Source organism: Pedobacter steynii, assembly GCF_900103665.1.
In the GTDB taxonomy this organism is placed as follows: domain Bacteria; phylum Bacteroidota; class Bacteroidia; order Sphingobacteriales; family Sphingobacteriaceae; genus Pedobacter; species Pedobacter steynii.
Genome location: NZ_FNGY01000011.1, coordinates 260999 through 274111 on the forward strand (window position 1 = coordinate 260999; position 13113 = coordinate 274111).

The window sequence follows — 13113 nt, forward strand, 5'->3', positions numbered from 1 at the left end:
TCCCCCCAGGATACTTGCGTTTTCACACAAAAATAACGCCCAAAATCCCTTTTTGGTACAAGAATGTTACAAAACTCTTACAGAAAGAAGATATTTTAGCGTGTCAAATTGAACTTAAAGCACCTTCAGCAAACTATTTCCAATGATAATGCGTTGTAGCTTTAAAGATTAAAAAAGCATAAAGGGCTATAAATTTAAATTAGTTGCTTATATTTTTTTATTTTCGCAAAACATAAAAACAAATACATGGAAGAATTTGAAGTTAGCGATGCTTCTAAGAAGACAAAAACCATTTATATTTCTACTATTTTCAGCATAGCATTGGTATTATTAATGTTGGGCATGTTGGGACTGATATTAGTACACGCTAAAAATCTTTCCAACTATGTTAAAGAAAATATTGTGTTGAACATTATTGTCGATGAAGGCGCAAAGGAAGCAGATGTGTTGGCTTTTCAGAAAGAGCTAAATGCCACGCCTTCTATTAAAACTACACAATATGTGAACAAAGAAATGGCAGCAAGAAACCTGACCACAGATTTGGGCGAGGACTTCGTGAACTTTCTAGGTTATAACCCCTTACTTTCAACCATCGATGTGTATTTAAAAGCGGACTATGCCAATAATAAAAGTATAGATACCCTAAAAGCTAATATCAGTAAGAACCCGGTGGTAAAAGAGGTCATTTATCAGAGTTCTTTAATTGATATGGTGAATAAGAACATCAATACCATTGGTCTGATCATTTTAGCCTTTGCAGCAATTTTATTGATCATTTCTATCGCATTGATCAACAACACCATTCGCCTTGCCATTTATTCGCAACGCTTCTTAATTAAGAGCATGCAGCTGGTAGGTGCTACCCGGAACTTTATCCGCAAACCTTTCATTTTACTTGCTGCTTTACATGGGCTGATCGCCGCCTTTATTGCCATCTTAATCCTTTTGGGAATCTTATATTATGCTCAAAGAGAGATTCCTGAAATCGTCATCTTAAGAAATTATACCGAATTTGGTATTGTTTTACTTGGCTTAGTCGGTGTTGGTATCTTTATTACGGCCATTAGTACTTCCTTTGCTGTCAGCAAATATTTACGTTTAAAAATTTACGACCTTTACAGATAATGATAGAGAAAAAACACACTCCTGTAAATCAGGAAAGCAAATCTGAACTTGTATTTACAAAAAAGAACTATCAATTGCTATTGATTAGCATTGCGATTGTTGTACTTGGCTTTATTCTAATGATGGGTACAACAGATATTTATGATTTCAGAAAGACCTTATTGGCACCAATGACCGTTCTATTTGGATTCGGCTTTGGGGTTTATGCGATTCTAAAAAAATAAAGCTTTAATGAATTATTTACAGGCCTTTATTCTCGCAATCATTGAGGGGATAACTGAATTTTTACCGGTCTCATCAACCGGCCACATGGTTATTGCAAGCGCAATTATGGGGATTGGAAAAGATGAGTTTGTGAAATTGTTTGAAATCGCAATTCAGCTGGGTGCAATCCTTGCTGTCGTGGTACTTTACTGGAAGAAGTTTTTTGATTTCAGTAAATGGCAATTTTATGTGAAACTGATTATCGCAGTAATTCCAGCGCTGGTTTTCGGAAAACTGTTAAATGACTTCATTGACGAAAAATTAGGCAATCCAATATTTATTGCCGTTGTTTTATTAGTAGGTGGTATTATTTTATTATTTATTGATAAAGTATTTACAAAACCAGAAGTTCATCATGAAGCAGAAATCAGTAATATGTCTGCGTTTAAGATTGGATGTTTCCAGGTTTTAGCGGTTGTATTTCCAGGGTTAAGCAGAAGTGCGGCCACCATTATCGGGGGAATGCAACAGAAATTAAGCAGACATGCTGCGGCTGAATTTTCTTTCTTTCTGGCCGTACCCACGATGTGTGCTGCAACAGGGTATAAACTCCTTAAAGGATACCATTTGCTAAATGCAGAGAACGTTAAACTCCTTCTTTTCGGTAACCTCATTGCCTTCATAGTTGCAATTATTGCGATCAAATCATTTATTGGATTTTTGTCTAAACATGGGTTCCGTGTTTTTGGCTGGTATAGAATAATCATAGGTGTGGTGATCCTTGCCTTATATTTTTCTGGTACCCCATTACATGTATCCTAACCCCATATTACTGACATCCAAACCTTAAGTTATCTTAAATCTTACAAAGAAAACGTATTAAAAAAGCGTGTACCGAAATGACAGAGAGTGAAAACATATTAAATACGAAAACCTTTCCGGACTTTAATTTTGCTGAAGGCGAATTATTACTCATCAACAAACCCTATAAATGGACCAGTTTTGATGTAGTAGGAAAAATTAGAAACTCCCTGAAACCACTGAAACTTAAAGTTGGGCATGCAGGGACTTTAGATCCTTTGGCTACAGGTCTTCTGATCCTCTGTACAGGTAAATTAACTAAACAAATTGATACTTTTCAAGCAGAAGAAAAAGAATATACAGGAACCATGATCCTCGGTGCTTCAACACCTTCCTTCGATATGGAAACTGTTGTTGATCAGGAATACCCTTTGGATGGCATTACGGAAGAATCCATCTATGCTGCTACGGCTCCTTTTACTGGTGATATCCAACAATACCCACCTGCCCATTCTGCTGTTAAGGTAAATGGAGAGCGGTTATACGTAAAAGCACGGCGTGGGGAAGAAACCGAACTACGTTTAAGGTTTGTATCCGTACCAACCTTTGAAATCACCAGGATTGCACTTCCTGAAATTGACTTCAGGATTGTTTGCAGCAAAGGAACCTATATCAGGTCATTAATTTCAGACTTTGGAAAGCACCTGAATAATGGCGCATACCTATCAAAATTAACCCGTACCCGCAGTGGAAATTTCCTTCTTGAAAATGCATTTGAAGTAACAGATTTAGTCAGCTATCTTCGCAATAAAAGAGAATCGTCAAATCCGGCTGGACCTCAATCTTAATTCATATGCAAAGCCACTTCAAAAGTAAAAATGCAAGGTCGGTAAAAGACTTCATTTTAATTACATGTGGCATTGTTTCAGCCTGTTTTGGCCTGAAAAGCTTTTTAATTCCAAATCATTTTATTGATGGAGGTGTTACTGGTATTTCACTACTGATCAGTAGCCTGACCGGATTAAAACTATCCTATCTGATCATTCTGATTAACATTCCTTTTATTATACTTGGATTTAAACAGATCGGTAAAGGCTTTGCCATTAAGACCGCCATTGCTATTTTAGCACTTGCGGTGTTCTTAATTGTATTGCCATTTAAACCGGTTACCGACGTCCCCCTGTTAATTGCCTTTTTTGGTGGATTTTTCCTCGGGGGAGGGATTGGCCTGGCCATGCGTGGTGGTTGCGTTATTGACGGAACAGAGGTACTGGCCCTTTACATCAGTAGAAAAAGCATGCTTACGGTAGGTAATATCATCCTGATATTAAACATCATTATTTTTTCTTTTGCGGCCATTTTTCTTGGCGTAGAAACTGCGATGTATGCGATACTAACTTACCTCTCCGCTTCCAATACCATAGACTTTGTGGTGAATGGACTGGAGCAGTATACCGGAGTAACCATTATCTCTGATAAAAATGCTGAAATTAAAGAATACATTATTGAAACGATGAAGCGTGGCGTCACGATCTACAAAGGAGAAGGTGGCTATGGCGTAAAGAAAGATATTGACATTTTATATACAGTATTGACCAAGCTGGAAATGGGGAAATTACAAACCGAAATCCGAAACATTGATCCGGATGCTTTTGTAGTCCAGCAACAAATTGCAGACATAAAGGGTGGAGTGGTATTAAAGCGCCAGTCCCTGCATTAGTCAAATTTTAAAACCGATAAGGTTAACGCTAAAAAAATTAACAACTCAAATCAATTGCTCATTTAAGTGGGGAAATGGTCTGGGTATATTTACGAAATATTGATTTTCTAATGAAAACATATCATCATTTTTCTGAGTTTAAAAAACTAGACAATGCCGTTGCTACCATAGGAACTTTTGACGGGGTTCATTTCGGACATCAGAAGATCATTAAACGGCTTTGTGAATTAGCGAAATCAACCGGAGGAGAAAGTGTCATCCTCACTTTTTTTCCTCATCCAAGGATGATCATCGATCCTGAAAACCAAGATTTGAAACTGATCAACACCGTTGCAGAGAAAATAGAAATTCTGGCGGAACTAGGCGTCGATCATTTGATTATTACTCCCTTTACCCGAGATTTTTCCAACCTCAGCCCTGCTGAATATATAAAAAACATCCTGGTAGATACTATTGGTATTAAACAACTGATTGTTGGCTACGACCACCGCTTTGGAAAAGACCGCAAAGGAGGAATGCAGGAACTGGAAATGTTTTCTAAACAGTTTGACTACCAAATTGAGGAAATTGCCAAGCAGGATGTCGATGATGTGGCTGTCAGTTCTACCAAGATCCGGAAAGCATTGCTCAATGGGGAAGTTGCTTTAGCAGCCAGCTATTTGGGCTATCACTTTTCTTTACATGGAAGAGTAATCAAAGGAGATAAAATTGGAAGAACAATCGGCTTTCCTACTGCAAATATCTTTCTTGAGGAAACCTATAAGCTCATCCCTTCAGATGGCATTTACGCGGTTACAGTAGATATGGGAACAGAATCATATAAAGGGATGGCTTATATCGGTCAAAGGCCAACCATCAATGGCATGACCAGAAATATTGAGGTCAACATTTTTGACTTCAATAAGGAGATCTATGGTCAGTATATCACCATGACTTTCCTTGAATTTCTGCGGCATGACGTCAAATTTACCGGATTGGAAGCACTGAAAATTCAGCTACAAAAAGACAAAGAAGATACCCTCAGCTATTTCAGCAAAATAGGTTAAACCACATTTAAATGCCTTTTTTCTCTAAAAAAAGGCATTTTTTTGTTATATTTACCTCAATGAGGTTTTTATTATCTGCCATTCTTTTCTTTTTCAGTCAGGTAATTTCCTTACAAAATGTACAGGGAAAGGGAGTCGATACGGTCAGCCCTTACGTTAGTAAATCCAATTTCAATACCAAGAAGTTTTATTTCAATCCGCCATCGAAAGCCCGGACTTCCTTAAAAAAAGCTTTTTTAGAGGACCTCACCTTCATCAGCCATGCAACGAACAAACAGGGAAGTAATCCCTGGTTCTTTCTGCGTGGTCCCGAAAGAGCACCATACGTTCCACTTATACTGATCCGGTATTATCAGGTATTCCAAAACTTTGGATATGCTTATATATTCGACTTCTTGTATCCTAAACATGTTTTCTGGTAGTTATAAATAATCGAAGTCCGATGAACACAATTTTATAACTTTAAAAAACACATTTTCTATGATACATTTACCCGTATTAATCACTGATTTAGGTTTAATACTTGCCGCTGCCGGGATTACCACATTATTATTTAAAAGAATAAAACAACCATTAGTTCTAGGCTATATTCTTGCCGGATTACTGGTTGGTCCTCATATCAAATTTATTCCAACTGTAACAGACAACGCAAGTATCCATATCTGGGCAGAGATTGGGGTTATCTTTTTACTATTCAGCCTGGGTCTGGAATTCAGTTTCAAAAAACTCGTTAAAGTAGGCGGTTCGGCCTCCATCACCGCAATTGTAGAGGTCGTATTTATGCTCTTGATCGGCTTCGTCGCCGGCTTAGCCATGGGCTGGTCTACAATGGACAGCATCTTTCTCGGCGGGATTCTTTCCGTTTCCTCTACTACAATTATTATCAGAGCTTTTGAAGAACTGGGCGTAAAGCATAAAAAGTTTGCCGGACTGGTTTTCGGCGTACTCATCGTTGAAGATCTTGTAGCCATCTTATTGCTGGTATTACTATCCACCCTTGCCGTGAGTCAGCAGTTTGCCGGTGCCGACATGCTGATTTCGATTCTTAAGCTTTGCTTCTTCCTCGTTTTATGGTTCATTGGGGGAATATTCCTGGTTCCAACCTTCTTAAAAGCAACAAAAAAACTCATGAATGATGAGACCATGCTGATCGTATCCATCGCTTTATGTTTGCTAATGGTATTACTGGCTGTAAAAGTTGGATTTTCCCCTGCCTTGGGTGCCTTTATTATGGGTTCGATATTAGCAGAAACTACTCAGGCTGAACGGATCGAACATCTGACAAAATCTGTTAAGGACCTCTTTGCCGCTATCTTCTTTGTTTCCGTCGGAATGATGATCAATCCGAGCATTTTAATCGATTATGCTATTCCTATCCTTGTCATTACAATCGCAACCGTCTTAGGTAAATTCCTAAGTTCCGGAATGGGTGCATTATTATCTGGCCAACCCTTAAAAACATCAGTTCAGACAGGCTTAAGTTTGGCACAAATCGGAGAGTTCTCTTTTATCATCGCAACACTTGGTCTAACGTTAAAAGTAACCAGCGACTTCCTCTACCCTATTGCTGTAGCCGTATCTGCCATTACCACCTTTACCACCCCATATTTAATTAAGGCCTCAGAACCCTTTTACCTCTTCCTGGAACGCACATTACCAAAACGATGGGTAGAGGCCATCAATAGATACAGTTCCAGCACAGCTGGCATTACGACACTTAGCGATTGGAAGATTCTATTAAAGTCTTATACATTTAATACGATCATCCACTCTGTGATCATTATTGCGATCGTCTTTCTGGGTTCAAGGTACCTACAACCATTTATCACCAAAAACATCATCAACGGGAATAATGGAATTATTATCAGCTTAATCCTTACCTTAATTTTCATGACTCCTTTTTTATGGGCACTGGCTATCAGAAAAATAGAAAAGAAGGCCTATTCTCATTTATGGTTAAATAAGAAATATACCCGTGGACCGTTGGTGGCACTGGAGGTTTTACGGATTTCACTGGCACTTTTCTTTGTTGGTTTCCTCATCTATCAGTTCTACAGTACCTGGATCGCAGTAGTCATTGCCATTGCCCTGATGATTGTGGGAATGTTCATATTCTCCAGAAAACTACAGGGATTCTACAACAAGATGGAAAGCCGCTTCCTGCTTAACCTCAATGCGCGTGAAGCCCAGAATGCCCAACCAGAAATATTGCCCTGGGATACTCACCTTGCTGAATTAGTTGTTGCCCCGGAATCCCCACTTGTTGGAAAAACGCTTATAGAACTTTCTGTAAGAGAAAAGTATGGCGTAAATATCGCACTAATAGAACGTGGAAAAATCATGATTCCCACTCCGGGACGGGATGAAAGATTGTATCCAAACGATAAGGTATTAGTGATCGGTACAGACAATCAGCTGGCTGCAATCAAGGAATTGTTTGAAGGTGCTAAGGAGGAAATCCCCGAAGAATCCAGCTTCCCTAAAAAAGACATGACGCTTCAAAAGATCGTTATCAACAGTAGCTCTCCGGTTTATTTACAAAGTATCCGCAGTTCCGGTATCCGGGAAAAAACTCAGGGGCTCGTAGTAGGAATTGAACGAAGAGGGGAACGTATCCTGAATCCGGACTCTAATCTTATTTTTGAGAACGAGGATGTGGTATGGATCGTAGGTAATAGTAAAAAAGTACCCGATCTATTGAAATAATTCCAGAAAAATATCTAATCTTACTATCGCAATGGAACCCTGCCAACAAGCTTGCCGGCAGGGTTTTATCTACAAACAAATATAAACCAACCACCACCAGCCAACGAAAAATGAAGATAGATTCGGAAAAGAGTGAATTTTTAGACGAAATGCTCGAGCATTGGCAGGAAGAAAAATTACTTACCGAAGCAGATGTTCAACGCTTACGCGGGAGCTATGAAACTAAGAATTTCGACTGGCGAAGGTTGGCTCAATACTCTTTCTGGATCGCAATGGCTTGCGGTGTAATTTCTCTTGGCGCTTTACTCATAGACGATACCATTTTAAAATACCTGGAACGACTTTATGACACCTCCGATGGAGTAATCAGTATTCTGTCGATATCTGCTGCAGCCTATCTTTTTTACCTGAGCTTCAAAAGAAAGCAAACCAAATCACATCAGGTCTTCAGTAATGAGGCATTGATATTTACAGCAGTGATGCTCACCGCCAACGCCATCGCCTATCTGGGTAAAGCTATTGGCACCGGCAGCAGTCATTTTTCTTTACTACTGCTCCTTGCTGTGGTCATCTATGGCATTCTGGCTTATGTCTTCAAGTCAAGGTTGATTTGGGTTTTCGCTTTGATTTCCCTTGGCGCCTGGTTTGGAACAGAAACTGGCTATCTGTCGAGATGGAACTGGTATTTCGCCGGGATGAATTATCCTTTACGCTTTGTATGTTTTGGAGCAGTGCTCACTGGATTGTCTTTCTTTATGAAAAGAAATAAAAAGGTGGCTCACTTTTTTCCCGTAACCTATATCAGTGGAATGGCCTACTTATTTGTATCACTCTGGCTGCTCTCAGTATTTGGGAATTTTGGCACCTTAGAGGCTTGGTACGGGGTAAGGCAAATCAGCTTGTTCTACTGGGCCATTATCTCTGCAACAGCCTGCATCATCAGCATCTTTGTAGGCCTAAAATACCGGGATGATATTGCCAGGGAATTCGGAATTACCTTTCTCTTCATCAACCTTTACACCCGTTATTTCGAATATTTCTGGGACAACTGGCACAAAGCACTTTTCTTCTGCGTTCTTGCAGCCTCCTTCTGGATTATCGGACGAAGAGCCGAAAAAATCTGGAATGTAGAGTTTCTAAAGAAATAATCTGCCTATTTAATAACGTGGACGTAAACGATTTTACAGATGTGATAGCCTGACAAAGCGAAAAACAACAGTGCAATCCCTTTATTCACCAGATAACTGCTCAGCGCAAATTTTTCCTGTATATACTGGGCAAACCGGGCAAAACCATATAAAGCCACAGCTGCCCCAATACCTGAACCAATGCTGAAGATCGTCAGAGAAAGATAGCCAATATCTATCCACTCATGGGAAATCAGGTAAGTACCTACAAATAGCCAGTAAGGGATTTGCATGGGATTAATTACGCCCAAAAGCATTCCATATCTGATGCTGTCTTTTTTAGAATAATCTGCTTTTGGCATTTCTTTCCTGGATCTCCAGGTGATAAAGCCTAAAATACCAAACATCAGCACCATGATCACATCAATGATATCTCCCAATTTGATTTCACTGGAAAGCCATTGCACAAAACGCATCACGCCAAAAGTGAAAAGTATCTCGATCGCCGAGAAGGCGCCTATAAAATATAGTGCCTGTCTGATTCCCCTGGTGATGGTAATCTGAACCACAGTAAGGTTAATATTTCCCGGAGGGATATATCCCACCATATTCAGTATTACCCCTAAAAAGAGTGTTAAAAAAAGCATTTGCGAAGATACAATTATTTCATGTGTGCAGTTAAATACTTCGCAGTATAAGAAGAATTTGAAGAGACCAGGTCTTCTGGTGTTCCTTCAAAAACGACATTACCGCCTTTATCTCCTCCCTCAGGCCCGATATCAATGATCCAGTCCGCAGATTTTATCATATCCATATTGTGCTCAATTACCAAAATCGTATTGCCCTGTTCAATCAAAGTATTCAGCGCAATCAGTAATTTCTTAATATCGTGGAAATGTAAACCTGTAGTAGGCTCATCAAAAATAAACATTGTTTTGCTGGCGTTATTCCCTTTGATCAGAAACGAGGCCAGTTTAATCCGTTGTGCTTCTCCGCCAGATAAAGTATTGGAAGACTGACCAAGATGTACGTAGCCCAAACCAACATCTACCAATGGCTGGAGCTTAGCCATGATCTTAGGTTCCCCCTTAAAGAAGTCGACCGCCTCATCAATAGTTAAATCGAGAATATCTGCGACGTTTTTATCGTGATAGGTGATGTCCAGAACCTGCTGCTTAAACCGCCTTCCTCCACATGCTTCACATGGAAGATAAATATCTGCCATAAACTGCATTTCAATCTTCACTTCCCCCTCGCCCTGACAAACATCACATCGGCCACCCTCTACATTGAAGGAGAATGCGGCAGGCTTCAATCCGGCAGCCTTTGCACCAGGCAAAGCTGAGAAGAGTGCCCTCACGTCATCCCATGCCTTCACATAAGTCACAGGGTTAGATCTCGAAGATCTTCCTATCGGATTTTGATCCACCATTTCTACCTGATTTACCAGATCGTAGTTTCCATAGATTCCGTCGTAAGCTCCAGTTTGTTCTCCCGCATAATTGCCGATTGCTTTTTGCAAAGCAGGATAAAGAATTTTCTTGATTAAGCTGGTTTTTCCACTTCCGGAAACACCACTCACTACTGTGAATACGCCCAAAGGGAATTTCACATCAATATTTTTAAGGTTATTTTCTCTGGCTCCCTTAATGAGCACATGGTCTTTCCATCCCCTTCTTTTAGTCGGTATCGCAATCTTCTCTGCTCCCGAAAGGTAACGTCCGGTGAGGCTTTTTTTGTCTTTTATAATTTGATCATAAGTGCCGCTGAATACCAGGTTACCTCCATGTGTTCCAGCCTCCGGACCAATATCAATAATATGATCAGCAGCCTTCATCATCTCCTCTTCATGCTCCACAACAAGTACAGTGTTTCCTACATTACGAAGCGAAAGCAACACCTCTATCAGCTTATTAGTATCTCTTGGATGTAAGCCGATACTTGGTTCATCCAACACGTATACAGAACCAACAAGACTACTCCCCAGGGAAGTCGCCAGATTAATTCTTTGCGATTCTCCACCAGATAAAGTATTGGAAAGCCTGTTTAACGTCAGATATCCCAATCCTACATTGTTAAGATACAATACCCTGTTGACGATCTCAGCAAGCAATCTTTTCGCAATTTTCTCATCATTTGGAGAAAGCTTCAGATGATCAAAAAAATCCAGTATCGTCGCCAATGGCATCAATACCACATCTATGATTGATTTATCGTTGATCTTCACGTAAGAAGCGTCTTTACGAAGTCTGGAACCTTTACAATCCGGACAAACGGTTTTTCCACGATATCTGGACAACATCACCCGATATTGAATCTTGAAGGTCTGCTCTTCCAGTTCTTTGAAAAAAGCATCTAAGCCTTCAAAATATTTATTCCCCGTCCAGATCAGTCTTTGTTCTTTCTCCGTCAGATCGTTATAAGGGCGATGAATAGGGAAATTAAACTTATCCGCATTTTTGATGAGCTTGTTTAGCCATTCCCGCATCTTTTCCCCACGCCATGGTGCAATGGCATTATCATACAAACTTTTACTCTTATCCGGAACAACCAGATCTTCATCTATTCCAATTACATTTCCATACCCTTCACATCTCTTACATGCTCCATAAGGGTTGTTAAAACTGAAGAAGTTTGGAGTAGGTTCGTCAAAACGGATCTCATCCAATTCAAAACGATCACAGAAATGAGTTGACTTCCCTTCCTGCTCTACATATAGATCACCCTTACCCTCAAAAAATGCGGTTTGCACAGAATCCGCGATACGGCTCAATGTTTCTTCCTCATTGTTCACCACAATTCTGTCGATTAAAATCCTTACGGTATCCGCATCGGCCAGCTCAAAGTCAACGAAAGACTCATCTTCCAGAATATTTTCAATCTTCAGAATCTCCTCCTTATAGAAAATCCGAAGAAATCCCTTCTGAAGTAAAACCGCCAGTTCTTCCTTTATAGACCTGTTATTATGAGGAAATAAAGGACAGAAGATCGTCACCACGCTTTCTGGTTCGAGGCCCGAAATGAAATCCACCACGGTACTTACGGTATCCTTCTTAACGATCTTTCCCGATACCGGAGAGTAGGTTTTTCCTATTCTGGAGAATAAAAGCTTCAGATAATCATAAATCTCTGTAGAGGTTCCTACCGTGGATCTTGGATTAGAGGTAATCACCTTTTGTTCTATGGCAATAGCTGGTGCAATTCCTTTGATATAATCTACATCCGGCTTATTCATTCTTCCCATAAACTGTCTCGCATAGGACGACAAACTTTCTACATAGCGTCGCTGACCTTCGGCATATAAAGTGTCAAAAGCTAAAGAAGATTTGCCGGATCCCGACATTCCGGTGATGACTACCAGTTTATTTTTGGGAATTGCAACATCTATATTCTTCAGATTATGGACTCTGGCACCTTTTATGATTATATGTTTATGTGGATCTTTATTGATTTCGTTATTCATTGACTTCTGGATAGAATAGTGCTAATATAACCCAAAAAATGCAATATTACCGTTTTTGGGAGGATGCAAAAATAAGGCTCTCAGCGCAGTTTTAATTTTTTTTAACACTTTTTATATTGTATTGTAATAAAAAAATGCTTCTTTTGGGGATTCAACAGACAAACTAAACCACTAACTAACAGGAGAAAGATATCGAAAAAAACATCTACTAAGTATTTTATAGCAATTAGCAGGGAACTTTTTAGTACGGATACTCCTATGAAATTAGAATTATATAGTGACCAAGACTTGGTGAAGTTATATCTTACCGGTGATGAATCGGTTTTGGAAGAACTTCTGAGAAGACATAAGTCGAAAATATACACATCTATCTATTTATTAGTAAAGGATCAATACCTCGCAGAGGATATTTTCCAGGATGCATTTATAAAAGTCATCAATACGCTCAGATCAGGGCGTTACAATGAGGAGGGTAAATTTTTACCTTGGGTGATGCGGATTGCGCACAATCTGGTGATTGATTATTTCAGGCGTGAGAAACGTGCCCCGATTATCACCAGTGCCGACGGAACAGACATCTTTAACCTCCTTCAGATCCATGAAGAAAGTGCGGAAGAAAAAATGCTGAGAGAACAAACTCATTTTGACCTTCGTGCAATGATTCATTTATTGCCGGATGATCAGAAGGAAGTGTTAATCATGCGTCATTATGCTGACCTCAGTTTTAAAGAAATCGCAGAGCTGACCGACGTGAGTATAAACACAGCATTGGGAAGAATGCGTTACGCTTTAAGCAACCTTCGCAAGATGATGAAAGTGAAAGAAATCTCCTGATTTTTAGTTGGATAAAATGTCCACAAAAAATTGTAGTTTAGGTTAAAATAAATTTATAACAATAACGTTTACATTAGTAAACATATA

At 39.5% G+C, this 13113-nt stretch carries 12 protein-coding genes; 10 read left to right on the forward strand and 2 right to left on the reverse strand.

All coding sequences use genetic code 11. From position 1 onward, the window contains the following. The first annotated feature begins 246 nt into the window (after positions 1 to 246). The 9 genes from BLQ87_RS26700 to BLQ87_RS26740 all read left to right on the forward strand — a co-directional run bounded on the left by BLQ87_RS26700 (position 247) and on the right by BLQ87_RS26740 (position 8750). Positions 247 to 1125 (forward strand): cell division protein FtsX, encoded by an 879-nt coding sequence (locus BLQ87_RS26700; RefSeq protein WP_074611974.1) that lies wholly within the window; start codon positions 247 to 249, stop codon positions 1123 to 1125. After that, positions 1125 to 1349, forward strand: coding sequence for a DUF3098 domain-containing protein (locus BLQ87_RS26705; RefSeq protein ID WP_074611975.1), 225 nt, complete (start codon positions 1125 to 1127; stop codon positions 1347 to 1349). Before BLQ87_RS26700 ends, BLQ87_RS26705 begins: the two co-directional genes overlap by 1 nt. A 7-nt stretch (positions 1350 to 1356) precedes the next feature. Beyond that, a complete protein-coding gene (locus BLQ87_RS26710; protein ID WP_074611976.1) occupies positions 1357 to 2151 on the forward strand; it encodes an undecaprenyl-diphosphate phosphatase in 795 nt (264 codons plus the stop codon). 77 nt (positions 2152 to 2228) lie between these two features. After that, positions 2229 to 2978 (forward strand): tRNA pseudouridine(55) synthase TruB, encoded by a 750-nt coding sequence (gene truB, locus BLQ87_RS26715; RefSeq protein ID WP_074611977.1) that lies wholly within the window; start codon positions 2229 to 2231, stop codon positions 2976 to 2978. A gap of 5 nt (positions 2979 to 2983) precedes the next feature. Further along, a complete protein-coding gene (locus BLQ87_RS26720) occupies positions 2984 to 3850 on the forward strand; it encodes a YitT family protein (RefSeq protein WP_074611978.1) in 867 nt (288 codons plus the stop codon). A 110-nt stretch (positions 3851 to 3960) separates the two neighbouring features. Continuing rightward, on the forward strand, positions 3961 to 4896 hold the full coding sequence (locus BLQ87_RS26725) for a bifunctional riboflavin kinase/FAD synthetase (RefSeq protein WP_074611979.1): 936 nt from the start codon (positions 3961 to 3963) through the stop codon (positions 4894 to 4896). 59 nt (positions 4897 to 4955) lie between these two features. Further along, the gene (locus BLQ87_RS26730) at positions 4956 to 5318 is read left to right on the forward strand and encodes a hypothetical protein (RefSeq protein WP_074611980.1); all 363 of its coding nucleotides are present in this window, start codon (positions 4956 to 4958) and stop codon (positions 5316 to 5318) included. Between the two features lie 58 nt (positions 5319 to 5376). Continuing rightward, positions 5377 to 7602 carry a cation:proton antiporter domain-containing protein gene (locus BLQ87_RS26735; protein ID WP_074611981.1) on the forward strand — a complete coding sequence of 742 codons (2226 nt, stop codon included), beginning with the start codon at positions 5377 to 5379 and terminating at the stop codon, positions 7600 to 7602. A gap of 110 nt (positions 7603 to 7712) precedes the next feature. Beyond that, entirely contained in the window at positions 7713 to 8750 is a 1038-nt protein-coding gene (locus BLQ87_RS26740; RefSeq protein WP_074611982.1) for a DUF2157 domain-containing protein, read from the forward strand. 5 nt (positions 8751 to 8755) lie between these two features. Here BLQ87_RS26740 and BLQ87_RS26745 read toward each other — a convergent pair whose 3' ends face one another. Beyond that, on the reverse strand, positions 8756 to 9376 hold the full coding sequence (locus BLQ87_RS26745) for a lysine transporter LysE (protein ID WP_074611983.1): 621 nt from the start codon (positions 9374 to 9376) through the stop codon (positions 8756 to 8758). A 14-nt stretch (positions 9377 to 9390) separates the two neighbouring features. Next, positions 9391 to 12192 (reverse strand): excinuclease ABC subunit UvrA, encoded by a 2802-nt coding sequence (uvrA, locus tag BLQ87_RS26750; RefSeq protein ID WP_074611984.1) that lies wholly within the window; start codon positions 12190 to 12192, stop codon positions 9391 to 9393. Positions 12193 to 12450: 258 nt separating this feature from the next. On the opposite strand from uvrA, the gene BLQ87_RS26755 reads away from it, so the two are divergent. Then, positions 12451 to 13026, forward strand: coding sequence for an RNA polymerase sigma factor (locus BLQ87_RS26755; protein WP_074611985.1), 576 nt, complete (start codon positions 12451 to 12453; stop codon positions 13024 to 13026). Positions 13027 to 13113: the final 87 nt, after the last annotated feature.

Excerpts from the sequence above, each read along its gene's own strand:
- BLQ87_RS26755 (WP_074611985.1), top strand. The coding sequence starts at position 12,451 with ATGAAATTAGAATTATATAGTGACCAAGACTTGGTGAAGTTATATCTT.
- BLQ87_RS26745 (WP_074611983.1), bottom strand. The coding sequence starts at position 9,376 with ATGCTTTTTTTAACACTCTTTTTAGGGGTAATACTGAATATGGTGGGA.
- uvrA (WP_074611984.1), bottom strand. The coding sequence starts at position 12,192 with ATGAATAACGAAATCAATAAAGATCCACATAAACATATAATCATAAAA.
- truB (WP_074611977.1), top strand. The coding sequence starts at position 2,229 with ATGACAGAGAGTGAAAACATATTAAATACGAAAACCTTTCCGGACTTT.
- BLQ87_RS26725 (WP_074611979.1), top strand. The coding sequence starts at position 3,961 with ATGAAAACATATCATCATTTTTCTGAGTTTAAAAAACTAGACAATGCC.
- BLQ87_RS26730 (WP_074611980.1), top strand. The coding sequence starts at position 4,956 with ATGAGGTTTTTATTATCTGCCATTCTTTTCTTTTTCAGTCAGGTAATT.
- BLQ87_RS26740 (WP_074611982.1), top strand. The coding sequence starts at position 7,713 with ATGAAGATAGATTCGGAAAAGAGTGAATTTTTAGACGAAATGCTCGAG.
- BLQ87_RS26735 (WP_074611981.1), top strand. The coding sequence starts at position 5,377 with ATGATACATTTACCCGTATTAATCACTGATTTAGGTTTAATACTTGCC.
- BLQ87_RS26705 (WP_074611975.1), top strand. The coding sequence starts at position 1,125 with ATGATAGAGAAAAAACACACTCCTGTAAATCAGGAAAGCAAATCTGAA.
- BLQ87_RS26710 (WP_074611976.1), top strand. The coding sequence starts at position 1,357 with ATGAATTATTTACAGGCCTTTATTCTCGCAATCATTGAGGGGATAACT.
- BLQ87_RS26700 (WP_074611974.1), top strand. The coding sequence starts at position 247 with ATGGAAGAATTTGAAGTTAGCGATGCTTCTAAGAAGACAAAAACCATT.
- BLQ87_RS26720 (WP_074611978.1), top strand. The coding sequence starts at position 2,984 with ATGCAAAGCCACTTCAAAAGTAAAAATGCAAGGTCGGTAAAAGACTTC.